Here is an 18,433-nt window from a genome sequence, read left to right on the forward strand (position 1 = left end):
GGATTCATATCAATGAAATTTATAGCAATTGTTGGAACGAATGCAAAAAAATCATATAATCGTAAACTCCTTCAGTTTATGAAAAAACATTTTGAGTCAAAAGCAGAAATTGAAGTACTTGATATCACAGATGTTCCCATGTTTAATCAGTCTGATAACCAGTCCTACGGTGAAGTGATCCAGATGTTTAATAATAAGATCACCGAGTGTGACGGTGTTATTATGGCTACTCCTGAATACAATCATTCCATTCCATCCGGACTTAAAAGTCTGATTGAGTGGCTGAGCTTTGATCTCCATCCACTTGCAGGCAAGCCGGTTATGATCGTTGGCGCTTCTTTGGGAACACAGGGATCTTCCCGTGCCCAGCTTCACCTTCGCCAGATCCTGGATGCACCGGGTGTGGATGCAAATGTAATGCCAGGATATGAGTTTTTACTGGGAAATGCAAGCAAGGCATTTGATGAAGCCGGTGATCTGGTTAATGAAGGAACTATCGATTTCCTGGATATCTGTTTCCTTCGCTTTATGCGTTTTGCCACCATCGCAAATCAGCTTAATGAGGAAGAGGATTTTTCCTTTACTCCTGGCGAATATGAAGTAAACGCAATCGGTCACAGCGGAAATCTTCCAATGAAGGTATCCTTCAGCGAAAAAAGAATTGAAAGCATTCATATAGATACCAAGGGTGAAACCGAGGGAATCGCAGATGTGGTATTTGTAAGAATACCGGATAAAATCATTGAAGGACAGACTCTGAATGTGGATGCGCTCTCTGGTGCATCTGAAACCAGCAACGGTGTAATTGATGGTGTTGCCAAAGCAGTGAAGCTTGCCGGAGTCAACCCTGATATACTTAAGAGACGTCCAAAACCTGCCAGCAGCCGGAACAGACAAGACGAAGAGTATACTTGTGATGTGGTAGTTGTTGGTGGAGGCGGCGCCGGACTCAGCGCGGCTGCCACTGCATTACAGAATGGCTCCAGTGTAATTGTACTTGAAAAATATCCGGCAGTAGGCGGAAATACCATACGTTCCGGTGGTCCGGTTAATGCGGCTGATCCTGAATGGCAGAGAGAGTTTGAGGAAAATCCGGGAGAAAGACATACCATCGAGTCATTGTTAGCTACCGATGAAAGCCAGATTCATCCGGAATATTTAGATGATTTCCATGCACTGAAAGAAGAGTTTGCCAAATACCAGGAGAAATTTGGGACAGGAAAAGGTCATTTATTCGATTCCCCTCTTCTTCACAGAATGCAGACCTATTTTGGCGGAAAGCGTACCGACTTACAAGGCAATACCATCTACGGACAGTACGACCTGGTAAAAATCCTTACTGACAGAGCATTAGAAAGTGTTAAATGGCTGGAAGAGATCGGCGTTGAGTATGACAAGAGCGTTGTATTTGCTCCGGTTGGAGCTCTTTGGCGCCGTGGCCATAAGCCAGTGAAAAGCTATGGTACCGCATTTATCCTTGCTCTCACAAAATATGTGGAGGAGCACTCCGGAAAGATTATCACTGACAGTCCTGTAAAAGAATTTATTCTGGAAAATGGCGAGATCACAGGAGTTATAGCAACTGGTGTCAATGGCCAGAAGATCACAGTTCATGCCAAAGCTGTTGTACTTGCAAGCGGCGGTTTTGGTGCCAATACAAAGATGTTAAAGGAATATAACACCTATTGGAGTGCCATCGATGACAACATAAGAACCACCAATTCCTTTGCTATGACAGGTGATGGAATCCAGCTTGGTAAATCAGTAGGAGCAGCACTGACAGGTATGGGATTTACCCAGATGATGCCTGTTGCAGATCCGGATACTGGTGAGCTGTTTAGTGGAATTCAGGTACCACCGGAAAACTTTGTAATCGTTAATAAAAACGGAAGACGTTTTGTAAATGAGTTCTCAGGCAGAGATGTATTAACAAAAGCGGCTATCGATCAGGGTGGTTTATTCTATCTGATTGCAGATGATGAAATCAAGAAAACCGCTGCCAATACAAGCCAGGAGAAATTAGACCGTCAGGTAGAAGCAGGTACCTTATTCAGAGCCGATACCATCGAAGAACTGGCAGTAAAAGTTGGTATGGATCCAGAAGTTCTTAAGGAGACCATTATAAAATATAATTCTTATGTCGATGCAGGCTTTGATCCGGAATTCCATAAGGATACATTCAGCCTGAAAGTGGAGAAAGCACCGTTCTATGCAACTCCAAGAAAGCCAGCGGTTCATCATACCATGGGTGGTCTTAAGATCGACACCAATACTCATGTATTAGATGAAAATGGCCAGCCAATTAAACATCTTTATGCGGCCGGAGAAGTTGCCGGAGGTATTCATGCAGGAAACCGTCTTGGCGGCAACGCATTAACAGATATCTTTACCTTTGGACGAATTGCCGGTAAGACTGCAGTGGATGAAATGAAATAATAATAAAGGCGTATAGACAAGAGCCGATGACATGCATATATAATTATGCGGTTATCGGCTTTTTCTTTTTATAATCAGATATAATTAGTTACTAAAAACAATATACAATTGTTGAAAGTTAACAAAAAGTAACGAATTTCCCTGGATCCCTATATTATTTCCTATTTATGCCGATACAAATAAAAGAATAAATAGAGGAGTGGGAGTATGAAATCAACAGTAAAAAAGATTGTTATCATTGTTTTAGCAGTATTTGCTGCATTGTTAATTGGTGGATACTTACTGATATCCAGCGCCTTGAAAAGAGACAAAGTCCAGCCTATGGATTTTACGCAGGATCTGAATTTAAAGAAACCAGACCCGGTGAAAGATCAGCCTTCGGTTTTATTTTTGGGAAACAGTATGACGTATACCAATGACCTGCCGTCTGTATTTACACAGTTAAGCCAAAGCGGTGGATTTATGGCTGATGTATATGAACTGACAGAAGGTTCCTATCGTCTGGAATATTTCGCAGACCGGGAGGATGAAGTTGGAAGCCAGGTATACGATGCACTGGAAAATTACACATGGGATTATGTGATTTTACAAGAGCAAAGCGGAATTGCCACCATGGGAGAAGAAACCATGTATTCAGCAGCCAGAACCCTTGATTCCCTGATCCGTCAGGCACAGGGAGAACCGGTATTTCTCATGACATGGGCGTTTAAAGAAGGGATTTCAATCGATCTTCTGGCAGGGCTTAAATATAGGGAGTCCAGAGATGAGATGCAGACAGAAATAGCCAGCCATTATATCAATATCGCAAAAGAACTGGATGCCTTGCTGGCTCCTGCTGGTATCGCTTTTATGAGATGTACCTCCCAGTTTCCGGAGATCGAGTTATGGGACAAAGATGAAAACCATCCGTCACCAGCAGGTACCTATCTTTCTGCCTGTGTTTTATATAACGTTCTTTATAATCAGTCACCGGAGGGACTTACATACTTTGGGGATCTGGATGAGCAGACAGCTGGAAAATTACAGCTGATTGCAGCTGGTATCAAATAGTATAAATTATAAAATTGGAGAGAATTAGTATGAAAAGCAAATGGAATGTTACAGTAAACGGAGTGAATCATGAGATTGCATTGAAACCGGGAGTTTTTAAAGCAAAGGCAGTCGTCGATGGTGTCTCAACCCCAATTAAGAACAAAAGCCTGTTTATTCGTCTGTTTGATGTTCCCCTTGATCTGGACGGAACCACAGTTCATCTGACTGCAATAGGCAGAAAAGTTGATCTGGCTGTGGATGGAGTTTATTTAAACTCAAAGGCACCTTACGTTCCTTTTGAAAACATACCGAAATGGACGTACATATTGTCTGCAATTCTGTCATTAGGAGGCTGGGCATTTTGCGGATTAATCGGTCTTTGTCTCGGTCTGCTGTCTAGCACCCTGATTATCAGCAGATCCGTTAATCCACAAAAAAAGAATCTGGCTGTATTTTCTATCTGTGTCACAGGTGTATGTTTATTGCTTGATTTGATCATATTATTTGGAGTCGCTATGATGACCATGTAAAAAGGCGCGTCCGGTTTTCCGGGCGCGTTTTCTTTCACTTAATTTGGAAAACAGGCAGCATGCTCCGTTTCATAATATTCTGTGAGAATATCCAAAAATGCTTTGGCGTATTTAGGCAGATACCGGTTTTTCTGATAAGCGGCTATCAGTGTATTATCGTTTCTGGTTTTTCCCACGGAAAGACAGACAGAAGAGGAAGGTTCTCTGTTTCTTAAATAGTGATAATAACTTTCCGGTGCGAACGCGGCACCCAGCCCCTCCATGGCCAGACGGATGGACATTTCGCTGTTACGGGTATGGAGCAGAATTTCCGGTTCCATTTCATATTCTTCAAAGAGCTTTAATGCGATTCCTCCCGTATTCTGATCAGGGTAAAGCAGAATGAAGGATTCCCCGGACAGAAGGCTTAAATCAATCCACGGATATTGAAAGCCTTCTTTTTTGATTGCTTTTTTTGCCAGTGGATTCTCGGCAGATAACACAAGAATCATTTCCTCTTTCCCAATAATCTGATAATCCAGATCAGTAGGGAACTCATGCACATTATAAAAGGTTAAGTCCACCGTATGATCCGTTAAGGTGTGTTCGGCTACAAAATTGACTTCCTCCATCATATTGACGGTGACATTTGGATAAAGCCTGTGAAATCTCATCAGTGTGGGGTCAATCAGACTGTTCCCAAGCATGATGGGGAGAGCGATGTTTAGGCGGCCGTGGTTATGGTGCATAATATCATCAAATTCAATATTCCATTCCATTCCGTACTCCACAATCTTTTCCGCATAATGAATGTAACGCTCTCCGATATAAGTGGGATAATAACCGCTTCCTACCCGGTCAAATAACCGGGTCCCAAGCTGCTGCTCCAGATTTTTTAAATATTTGCTTAAGGACGGCTGGGAAATAAAAAGCGTTTCTGCAGCTTTGCTGATGCTTTTATTTCTGGATATAGCAAGAATGTATCTGGCTTCTTTTAAATCCATGGCTGATTTCTCCTTTTTCTTGTTTGCCTATAGCTTTACTGCATAGAAAATATAGATTATATGTATTTGACGTACAGTATATCATAAATTATAATAAATGTATAGATATAAATTAATTGTACTTATAAGTAGTTATAAGAAACAGCAACGTTTGGAGTGCTGAAAGCATGGAGAGGTAAAAATGAAGAAACGCAGTGCATTTGTAATGATAATTCCCGGGCTGGTGATTCTGGCAGTATGTCTGTTCCTTCCGCTTTTGAGAGTATTGATTCCGTCTCTTCATACAGGAGAGTATCCCTTAAGCGCATACGTATCATTTTTCCAGGATGAATATTATCGAAAAATCTTTGTAAGAACGGTAAAGGTTGCGTGCCTGACAACCGGATTCTGCATGGTACTTGGAGTTCCCACCGCATATTTTATCAGCCGGTGCGGGAAAAAATGGAGAGGGATCCTGTTGTCTGTTTCCATATTTCCCATGATGACCAACTCTGTAATCCGAAGCTTTGCCTGGATCAATATTTTAGGGAGCAACGGTCTGATTAACCGGATACTGGTTACAGCGGGGATTGTGGAAAAACCCCTTAAGCTGCTTTATACAGACTTCGCCATTATTATTGGTTCGGTTTATTTATTTCTTCCCCTTATGATCGTAACTGTGGCTGGTGTCATGGAGAATATTGGTGATGATATGATGGAGGCGGCTTTAAGTCTTGGAGCAAACAGAATCCGTGCTTTTATGAAGGTGATTTTCCCCATGAGCCTGCCGGGCATCATTGTGGGCGGGATTTTGGTTTTTACTGGTACCTTGACTGCTTATACCACTCCCCAGCTGTTAGGCGGAAATAAAAATATGGTACTTTCCACATTTATTTACCAGAGAGCCATGAGTGTGGGAGACTGGGATGGCGCAGCCGTTATTTCCCTGATCATGATTGTTGTAACACTTGCTGTAATCAAAGGATTTAATTCACTGGCAGCAAGACTGGACAAGAGAGGAGGAGACCATGCGTAAAAATAAAATGCTCACTGTTTTTGCCGTTCTCGTGTTTTGCTTTTTAATATTGCCCCTGATTATTATAACAGTTACCGCTTTTGGCAAAGGCAGTGCAATTACCTTTCCCATCGAATCCTTTTCTGTGAAATGGTTTATAAAGGTTTTTACCACAAAATCCTTCCGTATTTCATTTTTAACCAGTCTTGAGATTGCCATGCTGGCGACTGTCATTGCCCTGCTGGTGGGAATACCGGCAGCCTATGCTCTTGCCAGATCCGGATTAAAGGGTAAGAACCTGATAAAATCCGTATTTCTTTCCCCCACCATAGTTCCGGGAATCGTAATCGGCTTTGTCCTTTATCAGTTCCTGGTTTTAACTTTGAGAGTGCCGGTATTTATGGGATTATTAGCCGGACATTTTATGGTGACTCTGCCCTATGTGATCCGGGTGGTAGGTTCCAGCCTTGAGCAGTTTGACTTTTCCACAGAGGAAGCGGCATGGAGCTTGGGCTGCGGAAAGCTCCGTGCATTTTTCCGGGTTGTACTTCCTAATATTACCTCCGGAATCTCTGCTGCCTTCATGCTGGCATTTATCAATTCCTTTAATAACATACCGGTATCCATGTTTCTTTCCGGACCGGGAGTATCCACCTTTCCGGCAACTTTGATGAATTATATTGAATATAATTATGACCCTACGGTGTCGGCAGTATCCGTATTATTGATGGCGGTTACAGTTCTTATGATGGTAATTGTAGATAAAACACTGGGAATAGCCGCCCTGGCGAAATAGGAGGAATGTGATATGGCATATATGACACTGAAGGATATTGATGTCCGTTATGATAAGAAAAAACAGGTGTTAAAAGGATTAAATCTGGAAGTAAAGGAAGGGGAACTGGTGTCATTATTAGGTCCCAGCGGATGTGGAAAAACCACCACTCTTCGTGTTGTGGCAGGATTTATAGAGCCTGAGAGCGGAGTATTTTCCCTGGACGGGGAAGACTTAACAAAGATTCCGGTTCATAAAAGAAACTTTGGTATTGTATTCCAGAGCTATGCACTGTTCCCTCATTTAAATGTTTATGATAACGTAGCTTTTGGTTTAAAAATGAGAAAGCTTGATAAACAGCAGATTGACCAGAAGGTTAAAAATATTTTGGAAGTCTGCGGTCTTTCAGAATTTGAAAAACGTTTTCCCCAGCAGATGTCCGGCGGGCAGAGACAGAGAGTTGCCCTTGCCAGAGCTCTGGTAATTGAGCCAAAGCTTTTACTCCTTGACGAGCCCCTCAGCAATTTAGATGCAAAGCTCAGGATCAACATGCGTATGGAGATTAAGCGGATTCAGAAAAAGCTTGGGATTACCACCTTATTTGTCACCCATGACCAGGAAGAATGTTTCTCCATCTCTGATAAGGTAGCGGTTATGAATCAGGGAATCATTGAGCAGTTTGATACACCGGAGAATATTTATCAGAGACCGGAAACGGAATTTGTCGCCAGATTTATCGGTTTTGAAAATTTCCTTACGTTAAATAGAGAAGGAAATGTATATAAAACCCAGGCTGGTACAGTATTTACAGTAGAGTCTGACAGAACCGGCGATTCTCTGGCAGGTACAATCAGGCCGGAAGATATCAGGATTGCAGGCGAGTCGGAAGAACGGAATGTTCTTACTGGAACAGTAGGCGTCCGGACATTTTTAGGAAAAAGCTATCAGTATGAAGTGCTGACAGCGGAAGGCAAGTTCCTGGTAAGCAGACCGGCAGAAGAGGTTTATGAAGAGGGCAGTAGCATCCGTCTGTATCTTCCTGAATCAAAGCTCATTCTTGTAAATAAGTAACAACGGCAATAAAGCCGGCAAATGATAAAAAGAGAGGATTAAAATTATGAAAAAAGTATTGGCATTATCTTTATGTGCAGCCATCGCACTGTCAGGCTGCGGAGCTGCTAAGAGTACAGGAGAAAGCACAACAGCAGGAACTGGCACCACAGCAGAACAGAGCACTGCCGCAGAAAAGAGCGCAGCTGGCAAAGATAAGAAACTGGTGTTATCCACTTACGGATTAAGCGAAGATATTTCAGAAGAAGAAGTATACAAACCATTTGAAGATGAGTTTGGCTGCAAAATTGTAACAGAGACAGGAAGTACCAATGAGCGCTATACAAAGCTGTCTGCAGATTCTCAGAGTACCATTGATGTAATCGAGTTATCCCAGGCAATGACTGCAAAAGGAATCGAAGAAGGATTATTTGAGACCTTGGATTTATCCAAGATTGAAAACAGCAAGAACTTAATCGGAACAGCAAAAACCATGGCAGATTCCGGACAGGGTGTTGCCTATACCATTAACAGCATTGGCATTATGTATGATCCGAAAGCGGTTGGATTTGAAATCAACAGCTTTGATGATCTTTGGAAAGCAGAATTAGAAGGAAGCGTTGCGATTCCGGATATCACCACTACCTTTGGTCCTGCCATGGTTTATATGGCAAGCGATCATGCAGGCGTTGATGTTACAACAGATAAGGGAGAGGCTGCATTTAAGGCACTGGAAGAATTAAAGCCCAACTTGGTTAAAACTTACGCAAAATCTTCTGACTTAATCAATATGTTTACCTCTGGTGAGATCAAGGCAGCAATTGTTGGAGATTTCGGCGTTCCGACCATCAAACAGGCAAATCCGGATCTGGTGTATGTAACTCCTGATGTAACTTATGCAAACTTCAATACCATCAGCATTACCAAGAACTGCAAGGACAAAGAACTGGCTTATGCATATATCAATTACCGCTTAAGCAAGGAGCTTCAGGACAAGACAACCAAGGCACTTAATGAGGCACCAACCAACAATCAGGTAACGGTTGATGAAGAAAATGCAAAAAATATGACATACGGAAAAACTGCAGAAAATGCAAAGGTTCTTGATTATTCCTTTGTAAACCCACTTTTAAAAGACTGGATTGACCAGTGGAACCGTATTATTAACAGCTAAGGAATGAGAATATGAAGGTTGACTTACTGATTCAGAATGGATGGGTCTACCGGACATACAGGCAGTGTTTTGAAAAAGCAGACATTGCAGTGGTGGGGGAAAAGTTTTATGACGTTTCCCCTGCTTCCTGTTATGAGGCAGACCATGTGGTAGATGCAAAGGATAACTATATTATACCGGGACTGATTGATATCCATATGCATATGGAGAGCTCCATGATCGGACCAGCGGAATTTTCCAGAGCGGTTCTTCCCTGGGGTGTCACGACAATAGTCGCAGATCCTCATGAGATAGCCAATGTATTTGGAATGGAAGGTATCAGTCGGTTTATGGAAGTAAAAACGGATCTGGATATCTATTATGCCATCCCTTCCAGTGTTCCGGCAGCAGGTGAGGCATATGAGACAACCGGCGGTGTCGTGGGAGAAGAAGAGGTTTTAAAGCTGTTAGAAGATGACCGGGTCATCTGCCTGGGAGAAGTGATGAATCACAGGGATTTAATTTCCCCGGAAGATACAAAGATAAAACGCCTGATTCAATTATGCCAGACAGCCAGCCGGGATATTAAGATTGAAGGCCATTGCCCATCTCTTACAGGAAGGGATCTGGCAGCTTTTATAAGAGGCGGAGTGGATGCAGATCATACCCAGCAGACGCCTGAGTCTGTCCTGGAAAAAACGGATCTGGGTATGTTTCTGGAGCTTCAGGGGAAATCCTTAACCCATGATGTGGTATCTGCCGTTGTGTCCAATGAGCTTTATGAAAATGTGGCACTGGTGACAGATGATGTCATGCCGGATCATCTGGTAACCGGACATTTAAACAGGATTCTTCGTCTGGCAGTGGAACAGGGAATGCCTGCAGAAAGGGCCGTTTATTGCAGTACTCTGACTCCAGCCAGAAGAATGGGACTAAATGACCGGGGGATGATAGCACCTGGGAAACTGGCTGATTTTATTATTTTAGAAGATCTGATCCATTTCAATCCTCTGGCAGTTTATAAAAAGGGAAAGCTTTATGAGTCCCCCTCAAAGGAAGAAAAAACCAGATATCCCGATGAGTTCTACCAGTCTGTAAAATGCCGGATTGCTTTAGAATCAGACTTTAAACTAAACCGCTGTAACATAAAGGACGGGGTGGCAGTGGTGTCAGTCATGCAGGTACAGGAGTATGGAACCAGAATCTGCCATGTTAAACGCAGGATTGCAGTAAAAGATCACTGCCTTTGCTGGCAGGAGGCAGGGTTGTGCCTTGCTGTAGTTTACGAAAGATACGGCAAAAACGGTAATGTCTCCTACGGTCTGGTAGAGAATGGATTAAAACTTCCAGGCGCTGTGGCAACCACCTGGAGTCATGACAGCCACAACCTTCTGGTTCTTGGAAATTCACCAAAGGATATGCTTCTGGCGCAGAATCGTGTGGTTCACATGCAGGGAGGTTATGTAACAGCCAGAGAGGGAGAAGTAACCGCTTTTGTCAATCTTCCTGTAGGCGGAATTCTCTCTGATGAGGGACTTTATAAGCTTTCCAAAAGCCTGGGTGAGGTTCGCCGGGAGATTGAAGATATGGGCTATCAAAACAGCAATGTGATCATGTCCATCTCAACCTTAACTCTGCTGGTTTCTCCGGAGTTAAAGCTCAGTGATAAGGGATTGTTTGATACGAAAGACAGGCAGGGAATTCCCCTGGTGGAAAAATACGAGTATGAAAAAGGAAAAGGTTGAAAAGTGTGAGAACGGTAATCGTAAATGCTACAGTAGTAACCATGAATCAAAAAGGGGAAATCTATAATCCGGGTTTTGTGATGTTTGAAGATGATGTGATCACAATGACAGGAGAAATGAAGGACTTAAAGGAAGATGCCAGCCTGGCGGATGCAACACGGCTGGATGCCAGAAACGCAATCGTAATGCCCGGCATGATAAATCTTCATACCCACATGGGAATGATTCCGTTCCGGGGTCTTGGAGATGACTGTAAGGATCGTCTCCGTGTCTTTCTGATTCCCATGGAGCAAAAATCCATGGATGAAGAACTGGTGTATCTCTCTACCCGTTATGCAGCCGCAGAAATGCTTCTTTCCGGTGTTACAACCGTTATGGATATGTATTATTACGAAGAAGAGGCTGCAAAAGCCATGGATGAGATGGGGCTCAGAGCAATCGCCGGGCAGACCGTTATGGATGAGGGAGCCTGTGATTTTGAGGACCCGTCGGAAGCCATTGCTTACGGGGAGAACTTAATTAAAAAATATAAAAACCACCCGAGAATTACCGCCTGTATTGCGCCCCACGGCACCACCACCTGTTCTCCAGATCTATTAAAAGAGGCATACAGAATTGATTCTTTCTATAAAGTACCATTCACCCTTCATACGGCGGAAATGGATTATGAGATGGAATATTTTGAAAAAGAAAAAAACATGACTCCGGTCAGCTTTTTAAACAGTATCGGAGTACTTGGGAAAGAAACACTGGCTGCACACTGCATTCATATGACAGAAGAGGATTTAGATCTTCTGAAAGAAAACAACGCGTCCGTTGCCCACTGTATCGGGTCCAATACAAAAGCCGCCAAGGGAGTTGCTCCAGTGAGCGGTATGAATCAGAGAGGGATTGCGGTTGGACTTGGAACAGACGGCCCCGCAAGCGGAAATACGCTGGATATACTGACCCAGATGAAACTGTGTGCAGATTTTCATAAAAATGAAACAAAAGACAGAAGTGCGTTTCCTGCAAAAGACATTGTTGAGATGGCCACCATAAGGGGAGCAAAAGCCCTGGGGCTTGATGGCATAACCGGATCTCTGGAACCGGGAAAGCAGGCAGATCTGGTGGTGATAGAGACGGATTCTGCCAATATGTTTCCTGTCTATGATCCTTATTCGGCTCTTGTTTACAGCGCCAATCCGTCCAATGTAGATACTGTTTATGTGGCGGGAGAATGTCTGGTAGAAGGAAAACGATTGAAAAAAAGCAACATGGAAGAGATTCGAAAATGCCTCCTAAACAAAATGAAACAGACGGATTTTGGAAAATATATGGAGCTTAACCGGGATTTGGATCTGTAAATAAAAGTCAGCTGGTATCAGATTTTAAGATCCGGCAACAATATAAAAAGAGGATATAAGTATTTGACAACTATATGCCCCTGTGGTAAACTATATCAGTATGAATACGCGCCGGTACCCGGTATTTCGGACACTCCATCCATTGCTTGGTACAAGGTGAGAATCTTAAATTTAAGGAGGAAATCAACATGATTTCAAAGGAAAAGAAAGCAGCTATTATTTCTGAATATGGCAGAAAGCCTGGCGATACAGGTTCACCGGAAGTTCAGATCGCAATTCTGACAGAGAGAATCACAGAGTTAACAGATCATCTTCAGCAGAATCCAAAAGATCATCATTCCAGAAGAGGTCTTCTGATGATGGTTGGACAGAGAAGAGGTCTTCTTGATTACTTAAAGAAAACCGATCTTGAAGGATATCGTACTTTAATTGAGAAGTTAGGAATCAGAAAATAATAACCATTTAGGGTGGAGAACTTCTCCACCCTATCTGTCTATTAAGAAAAGGATGTTAAAAGTAGAAGTATCCCCCGAGACCGCTGATGTACGCGTAAAAATAAGACCTGAAACATGGGATTTTTTACGCGCAGATCAGTAGTTTCGGCATCTTCTACTGTTAATATAAATTTATTTTTAAGGAGATACCAGTATGTATAAGAGTTTCAGTATGGAGCTTGCAGGCAGAACACTGACCGTTGAAGTGGGCAGAGTTGCCAAGCAGGCAAACGGTGCAGCATTGATGCACTATGGAGATACCGTTGTATTAGCAACTGCAACTGCATCCGATAAACCCAGAGACGGAATTGATTTCTTCCCTCTGAGTGTAGAATACGAAGAAAAATTATATGCAGTCGGAAAGATTCCGGGAGGCTTTAACAAGAGAGAAGGAAAGGCATCTGAGAATTCCATTTTAACCTCACGTGTGATTGACCGTCCCATGAGACCGCTGTTCCCTAAAGATTACCGCAACGATGTAACTTTGGATAATATCGTTATGTCAGTTGATCAGGACTGCTCACCGGAATTGACCGCCATGATCGGTTCTGCTATTGCAACCAGCATTTCTGATATTCCATTTGATGGTCCATGTTCTTCCACACAGGTAGGGCTTGTTGACGGAGAATTGGTGATCAATCCAACTCAGGCACAGAAGCAGGCTTCTGACATGGCTCTTACTGTTGCTTCTACCAGAGAGAAAGTAATTATGATTGAAGCCGGAGCCAACGAGGTTGCGGAAGATGTTATGATTCAGGCAATTTTTAAAGCTCATGAGGTAAACCAGGAGATCATTAAGTTTATTGATACCATCGTTGCTGAGTGCGGAAAAACAAAGCATGAATATACCAGCTGCGCAGTACCGGAAGAATTATTTGCAGCCATCAAAGAGATTGTAACTCCTGAAGAGATGGAAGTTGCTGTCTTTACAGATGAGAAGCAGATCAGAGAAGAGAACATTCGGAATATCACCAAGAAGTTAGAAGAGGCTTTTGCTGAAAAAGAAGAGTGGCTGGCTGTACTTTCTGAAGCCATTTATCAGTATCAGAAGAAGACTGTCCGCAAGATGATCTTAAAGGATCACAAGCGTCCGGATGGCCGTGCCATGAATCAGATCCGTCATCTGGCAGCAGAGATCGATCTGCTTCCAAGAGTACACGGTTCTGCGATGTTCACCCGTGGACAGACTCAGATTTTAAATATCTGTACTCTGGCTCCATTATCTGAAAGCCAGAGACTGGACGGCATCGATGATATGGAAACTTCCAAGAGATATATGCACCACTATAATTTCCCATCCTTCTCTGTAGGAGAGACAAGACCTTCCAGAGGACCGGGACGCCGCGAGATCGGTCATGGTGCACTGGCAGAAAGAGCTCTTGTTCCGGTTCTTCCTTCAGAAGTGGAATTCCCATATGCAATCCGTACCGTTTCCGAGACCATGGAATCCAACGGTTCCACTTCTCAGGCCAGCATCTGTTCTTCCTCCATGTCCTTAATGGCAGCAGGTGTGCCCATTAAGTCAGCAGTAGCAGGAATTTCCTGTGGTCTGGTTACCGGAGATACAGATGATGATTATGTGGTTTTAACTGACATTCAGGGTCTGGAAGATTTCTTTGGAGATATGGACTTTAAGGTAGGTGGTACCCATAAGGGAATCACTGCCATTCAGATGGATATTAAGATTCACGGTTTAACAAGACCAATTATTGAAGAAGCAATCCGCACCACAAGAGAAGCCAGACTTTACATTCTTGATGAGATTATGGCAAAAGCCATTGCAGAACCTCGTAAAGAAGTTGGAAAATATGCTCCTAAGATTGACCAGATTTCCATTGATCCTCAGAAGATCGGTGATGTAGTGGGCAAGCAGGGCAAGGTAATCAACAAGATTATCGAAGAAACCGGCGTGAAGATCGATATTTCTGATGATGGAAGTGTTTCTGTATGCGGAACCGATCAGGCGATGATTGACCGTGCAAAACAGATTATCAAGAGCATCGTGACTGATATTGAAGCAGGACAGATCTTTACTGGTAAAGTAGTAAGAATTATGAACTTCGGTGCCTTCGTAGAACTTGCTCCTAACAAAGACGGTATGATTCATATTTCCAAGCTTTCCGATAAGAGAGTTGCGAAGGTGGAAGATGTAGTAAACATCGGAGATATGGTTACTGTAAAAGTTATGGAAGTAGATAAGATGGGCAGAATCAACTTAAGCATGAAGCCAGGCGATTTAACTGCAAAAGCAGAAGAGCCAAAGGAAGCGAAAGAAGAAACTGTAACAGAATAAAAGCTGTTTAAATAACAGGCAGCAGACAGGATCCAACTGTCTGCTGCCTGTTATCAATTCCCCGGAAATTCCTGAAAGAGAAGATGAAAGTTACTGTGGCGGTTTAAAGAATTGGTGCCCTGGCTGATGAATTCCCAGGTATCTCTGTAATCGCCGGGAACCGTAAAATCATTACCGGAAAGTAAGGAGATGAAGGCAGAAGGGTTTGAAGAGTAGCGGTCTGCAAAGGCGTCTGCATAATTGACTTTTTCTTCATCAGTCAGATTTTTTTTGCTGTTATGAAAGATATGCTCCAGATTTCTGGAGAAGTAGTAGATAGAGTAGGGGATGGTACCAATTTTTCCAGTAAGGGAAAGCCGGGATAATATCTGGGATTTTCTTGCATTGCGGTTAATTACAGTTTCCGGAGATCGGGTTTCAATGTGATCGTTAAAATACAAGATTTCCGCCTGATCTGCGTAAACCACCTGATCCTCCCTGATAAATGCACCATCCATATCAACCAGATGTATTACTTTTAATATATCTTTTTTGTCGAATCCATAACGTTTTCGTTCTATATCAATGTGCTGATTCACGGTTTTTACTGCATTTTGGGCATTTACCGACCAGTTACTGGTTAAATCCCCATGTACAATATGAAACCTGACGTCTTCCTTCTGAAAAATCTGTTTCAAAACAGGGCTCAGGGTTCCTTCGTCCGTGGGTCCTTCTGCAATAAAAAGAATGACTTTTTTAGTCTTGTTTATCATAGAAAACCGCCTTTCCGGCACGCCGGAATGCGCGTCCAATTTCTACACTGTCTGTTTCTTCATAAATCTCCTCAGGCTGTCCTCCAAGTGTGATACTGCGCAGATACATATCCCGCAGGTTGTTGTTGCTTTTTACATTCTGAAGCCGGATATACCGGTTGGACGGATTTGCAGTGGAAAAAAGAATGCTTCTTTTGTGGATCATCTCCAGCGGTCTTAAATTGTGTGACGTAAAAATAAGCTGGCCTTTTGCCCCTTTTTCGAATACAGATAAAATCTCCCCTAACAGATATTCATAGATTCCAGCATCCAGTTCATCGATAATCAGGCACATGGAAGGGTGGTTATAGACGCACATCAGGACGTTCAGAACAGAGATAATCTTAATGATCCCTTCGGATTCATACTTAAGAGGGATTACAACTTCACCACGTTTTGATATCAGCTGAATCCGGTAGCCGGGTGCGCCGTTTTCCCGAAGCTGTTCCCCAAAGTTATGAATTCCTATGGTCAGCCCTGGAATGAGTGAGGTTAAAACCGAATTCATCTCTTCGATAATCTGGGTAACAAGCTGAAACTGATCCTTGCTGATCACCGAAGGATCATCAAGGCGGATGGTTAAATCACCTTTTGCAATCCGGTTTCCCAGGTTTAAACGAAACGCAAATGGAAGCCTGGAACTGGTGGTGATGGAACCGGAATGAGCGCTTGAAATAACAAACAGATTAAAGGAAGCGTATTGGTATAATGCCTCTATCACTGACAGGTAATCTTCAGTGACCTCTTCCGGTGCTGACTGAAATATGCTTCTGCTTTCCTGACTGAATAAAAAGGAGGAAGTGTTTTTCTGAGCCAGCTTTTTTGCCACGCTTAAGTTAATCCGGATGTCTTCCCCGCTTTTAGCCAGGGCTTCGTAACGGTATTTGGGTGTAAAGACAGGCCCGTTTGATGATGAGGAATAATCAATTAAAGTTTTCTTATTTTCAAACCGGGTTCCATTCCAGACAGCTGTACTTAAGGTTTCTCCGGATATCTCCATGGGAAAACTGTCACCTCTTATGAACTCTGCCGTATATTCCGCCAGAATGGACTTGTCAGAAAAACGAATCAGAAATTTCACTGTGATGCTGCAGCTTCCTGATTCTTCGGAAATATAGTGAACCGTGTCTTCCGGCAGTGATTTTCCAGCTAAAAGCATCTGAATGATGTCCATGGCTTCGATTACGGCAGTTTTTCCCGAACCATTTTGTCCATATATACCAAGCAGATCTGCTTTATCTGTAAAATAGTTTTTTTCTGCATGGGCTGGCATCTCAATCTTTCCATAATGTGTATTTTTTAAATCGGTTAGCTGGATTTCGCTGATCCGGACAATCGCTTCTGGCATAGATACCTCCTCTAAAAATTTTTGTTAATTTTATAGTAACATAAATAAAAGAAAACTCAATGTAAAAAATAAATATCGATACAATTTGTATCACTTTATATTATTACACATTTAAAAACTTATGATACATGCAGATTACTATTTGATAATTAAATCAGTGATTGTCTGACCATTAATAGTGAATAGTGAAAAAAGACAAGATTATACCAAAAATTACATACAGCGTGCTAATTATTACATATATCTACATTTTGTAACAATTTTATGTATAATGAATAGGTAATTAATTAGTGATAACCTTAAACCTTAGGAGGAGTATTTATGACAGAGGAACAACAGAAACTATATGAGAGGAAAGCGGAATTATTTGTAGGAGAGAATTATGGATATTACGAAAAACAGTGGCGTGGCAGAATGATGCAGCAAAACTTCTGCAGCTGGAACTGGGCGGCATTCTTTTTCCCCTTATATTGGCTGGTATACAGAAAAATGTATTTGGAAGGTTTTTTATTTGGGGTTATCACTTTATTTGCAGCTATCATTCCAGGAAGTAGACTGATTCTGCATATATTAGTTGGTATTTACGCCAACTCTTATTACCGAAAGAGAGAATTAAAAGTTCTGGCACAAACCAGACAATTGACAGAATGGGAAGCAATCCAGTACATAAAAAAACTAGGTGGTACCAGTGTTTTAGGCATCTTCGCTGCCTTACTGATAACAGTTTTTGTTGCCTTTACCGGTATCATTTTATTTCCTACTGGAGAGAAAGAAATTAATTTACAGTCTGTACGGTACAAAACCTTGATGATTCAATAGGATGGAATAATGAAAAAATATAGAATAAATATCTTCTGTTTACTGATCTTATTAATACTCTTTTCAGCTGCATTATTATTTACTAAAAATAATGTATCCAAAGAAGCCGGTTCTTTAAACATCAATGCTGGAGTACAGGATGCGATCAATAATTTGGATCAATACGCGGATTATTTTAAGGATAATCAATGGAATGCGGAAATTGTAACATATGATGATAAAGAGTGTTTAAACATAAAATTTGCTTCTGATGTGGAAGCTTTATATGGACCGGATTTAATAAAAATCAATAATAAGATTTTGTATCAGTATTATGGCAAGGAATATATCGTAAATTTAGAAATTAATAATATAGATCTGACAAAAAAGACTGCAAGGGTATCAACGGAATATAATGGAGGATATGGCACAACGGTTTGTTATTATCTCCCGGATTTTTATGACATGAAACCTGATTGGGGAGATTATTTGCAGGCAGACTTAGATATTAAAAAAATCATATCAAAGGAAGAACTAAAGGAATTATACTGTACAGCAGAACAGATGAAAGAAATGATAAATAATGAATATATGCGGCAAAATCAAACTAAATGAAAGCCTGACTCCATAGGAGCCGGGGAATATGTTCTCCCGGCTCTTAAGCT

Annotated in this window: 16 protein-coding genes; 13 read left to right on the forward strand and 3 right to left on the reverse strand. The window is 42.0% G+C overall.

All coding sequences use genetic code 11. The features are described from left to right. Positions 1-12: 12 nt before the first annotated feature. The 3 genes from BXY41_RS05025 (at position 13) to BXY41_RS05035 (ending at position 3,998) form a co-directional block, all read left to right on the forward strand. Positions 13-2,436, forward strand: a complete 2,424-nt coding sequence (locus BXY41_RS05025) for a flavocytochrome c (RefSeq protein WP_104435342.1) — start codon at positions 13-15, stop codon at positions 2,434-2,436. Between the two features lie 207 nt (positions 2,437-2,643). After that, on the forward strand, positions 2,644-3,486 hold the full coding sequence (locus BXY41_RS05030) for an SGNH/GDSL hydrolase family protein (RefSeq protein WP_104435345.1): 843 nt from the start codon (positions 2,644-2,646) through the stop codon (positions 3,484-3,486). Positions 3,487-3,515: 29 nt separating this feature from the next. Continuing rightward, positions 3,516-3,998: a hypothetical protein gene (locus tag BXY41_RS05035; protein WP_104435347.1), complete on the forward strand. Its 483-nt coding sequence runs from the start codon at positions 3,516-3,518 to the stop codon at positions 3,996-3,998. A gap of 38 nt (positions 3,999-4,036) precedes the next feature. Here the strand turns inward: BXY41_RS05035 and BXY41_RS05040 are convergent, their stop codons facing one another. Beyond that, a complete protein-coding gene (locus BXY41_RS05040) occupies positions 4,037-4,981 on the reverse strand; it encodes a LysR family transcriptional regulator (protein ID WP_104435349.1) in 945 nt (314 codons plus the stop codon). 181 nt (positions 4,982-5,162) lie between these two features. Here BXY41_RS05040 and BXY41_RS05045 point away from each other — a divergent pair, with 181 nt between their 5' ends. The 8 genes from BXY41_RS05045 (at position 5,163) to BXY41_RS05080 (ending at position 14,831) form a co-directional block, all read left to right on the forward strand. Next, entirely contained in the window at positions 5,163-5,996 is an 834-nt protein-coding gene (locus BXY41_RS05045) for an ABC transporter permease (protein WP_104435351.1), read from the forward strand. Then, a complete protein-coding gene (locus BXY41_RS05050; protein WP_104435353.1) occupies positions 5,989-6,771 on the forward strand; it encodes an ABC transporter permease in 783 nt (260 codons plus the stop codon). Before BXY41_RS05045 ends, BXY41_RS05050 begins: the two co-directional genes overlap by 8 nt. A gap of 12 nt (positions 6,772-6,783) precedes the next feature. After that, positions 6,784-7,821: an ABC transporter ATP-binding protein gene (locus BXY41_RS05055; RefSeq protein ID WP_104435355.1), complete on the forward strand. Its 1,038-nt coding sequence runs from the start codon at positions 6,784-6,786 to the stop codon at positions 7,819-7,821. Positions 7,822-7,867: 46 nt separating this feature from the next. Continuing rightward, positions 7,868-8,974 carry an ABC transporter substrate-binding protein gene (locus BXY41_RS05060; protein WP_104435358.1) on the forward strand — a complete coding sequence of 369 codons (1,107 nt, stop codon included), beginning with the start codon at positions 7,868-7,870 and terminating at the stop codon, positions 8,972-8,974. Positions 8,975-8,985: 11 nt separating this feature from the next. After that, positions 8,986-10,698 (forward strand): adenine deaminase C-terminal domain-containing protein, encoded by a 1,713-nt coding sequence (locus tag BXY41_RS05065; RefSeq protein ID WP_104435361.1) that lies wholly within the window; start codon positions 8,986-8,988, stop codon positions 10,696-10,698. A 5-nt stretch (positions 10,699-10,703) separates the two neighbouring features. Next, on the forward strand, positions 10,704-12,044 hold the full coding sequence (locus BXY41_RS05070) for an amidohydrolase (RefSeq protein ID WP_104435655.1): 1,341 nt from the start codon (positions 10,704-10,706) through the stop codon (positions 12,042-12,044). Positions 12,045-12,232: 188 nt separating this feature from the next. Further along, on the forward strand, positions 12,233-12,499 hold the full coding sequence (rpsO, locus tag BXY41_RS05075; RefSeq protein ID WP_104435364.1) for a 30S ribosomal protein S15: 267 nt from the start codon (positions 12,233-12,235) through the stop codon (positions 12,497-12,499). 193 nt (positions 12,500-12,692) lie between these two features. Continuing rightward, positions 12,693-14,831, forward strand: coding sequence for a polyribonucleotide nucleotidyltransferase (locus BXY41_RS05080; RefSeq protein WP_104435366.1), 2,139 nt, complete (start codon positions 12,693-12,695; stop codon positions 14,829-14,831). A 53-nt stretch (positions 14,832-14,884) separates the two neighbouring features. Here BXY41_RS05080 and BXY41_RS05085 read toward each other — a convergent pair whose 3' ends face one another. Together BXY41_RS05085 and BXY41_RS05090 are read right to left on the reverse strand one after the other, a co-directional pair. Then, positions 14,885-15,583, reverse strand: coding sequence for a hypothetical protein (locus BXY41_RS05085; protein ID WP_104435368.1), 699 nt, complete (start codon positions 15,581-15,583; stop codon positions 14,885-14,887). Next, the gene (locus BXY41_RS05090; protein WP_104435370.1) at positions 15,567-16,970 is read right to left on the reverse strand and encodes an AAA family ATPase; all 1,404 of its coding nucleotides are present in this window, start codon (positions 16,968-16,970) and stop codon (positions 15,567-15,569) included. The genes BXY41_RS05085 and BXY41_RS05090 overlap by 17 nt, the downstream gene beginning before the upstream one ends. 321 nt (positions 16,971-17,291) lie before the next feature. On the opposite strand from BXY41_RS05090, the gene BXY41_RS05095 reads away from it, so the two are divergent. Both BXY41_RS05095 and BXY41_RS05100 read left to right on the forward strand, forming a co-directional pair. Further along, complete coding sequence (locus BXY41_RS05095; protein WP_104435372.1) at positions 17,292-17,789, forward strand: DUF2628 domain-containing protein; 498 nt, start codon at positions 17,292-17,294, stop codon at positions 17,787-17,789. 9 nt (positions 17,790-17,798) lie between these two features. Then, positions 17,799-18,383, forward strand: a complete 585-nt coding sequence (locus tag BXY41_RS05100; protein ID WP_104435375.1) for a hypothetical protein — start codon at positions 17,799-17,801, stop codon at positions 18,381-18,383. Positions 18,384-18,433 lie beyond the last annotated feature (50 nt).

The organism is Lacrimispora xylanisolvens, from assembly GCF_002934545.1.
Taxonomy (GTDB): Bacteria; Bacillota; Clostridia; order Lachnospirales; family Lachnospiraceae; genus Lacrimispora; species Lacrimispora xylanisolvens.

Coding starts and splice junctions, on each gene's coding strand:
- BXY41_RS05055 (WP_104435355.1), top strand. CDS start 6,784: ATGGCATATATGACACTGAAGGATATTGATGTCCGTTATGATAAGAAA.
- BXY41_RS05095 (WP_104435372.1), top strand. CDS start 17,292: ATGACAGAGGAACAACAGAAACTATATGAGAGGAAAGCGGAATTATTT.
- BXY41_RS05080 (WP_104435366.1), top strand. CDS start 12,693: ATGTATAAGAGTTTCAGTATGGAGCTTGCAGGCAGAACACTGACCGTT.
- BXY41_RS05035 (WP_104435347.1), top strand. CDS start 3,516: ATGAAAAGCAAATGGAATGTTACAGTAAACGGAGTGAATCATGAGATT.
- BXY41_RS05065 (WP_104435361.1), top strand. CDS start 8,986: ATGAAGGTTGACTTACTGATTCAGAATGGATGGGTCTACCGGACATAC.
- BXY41_RS05040 (WP_104435349.1), bottom strand. CDS start 4,981: ATGGATTTAAAAGAAGCCAGATACATTCTTGCTATATCCAGAAATAAA.
- BXY41_RS05085 (WP_104435368.1), bottom strand. CDS start 15,583: ATGATAAACAAGACTAAAAAAGTCATTCTTTTTATTGCAGAAGGACCC.
- BXY41_RS05030 (WP_104435345.1), top strand. CDS start 2,644: ATGAAATCAACAGTAAAAAAGATTGTTATCATTGTTTTAGCAGTATTT.
- BXY41_RS05050 (WP_104435353.1), top strand. CDS start 5,989: ATGCGTAAAAATAAAATGCTCACTGTTTTTGCCGTTCTCGTGTTTTGC.
- BXY41_RS05060 (WP_104435358.1), top strand. CDS start 7,868: ATGAAAAAAGTATTGGCATTATCTTTATGTGCAGCCATCGCACTGTCA.
- BXY41_RS05100 (WP_104435375.1), top strand. CDS start 17,799: ATGAAAAAATATAGAATAAATATCTTCTGTTTACTGATCTTATTAATA.
- rpsO (WP_104435364.1), top strand. CDS start 12,233: ATGATTTCAAAGGAAAAGAAAGCAGCTATTATTTCTGAATATGGCAGA.
- BXY41_RS05045 (WP_104435351.1), top strand. CDS start 5,163: ATGAAGAAACGCAGTGCATTTGTAATGATAATTCCCGGGCTGGTGATT.
- BXY41_RS05090 (WP_104435370.1), bottom strand. CDS start 16,970: ATGCCAGAAGCGATTGTCCGGATCAGCGAAATCCAGCTAACCGATTTA.
- BXY41_RS05025 (WP_104435342.1), top strand. CDS start 13: ATGAAATTTATAGCAATTGTTGGAACGAATGCAAAAAAATCATATAAT.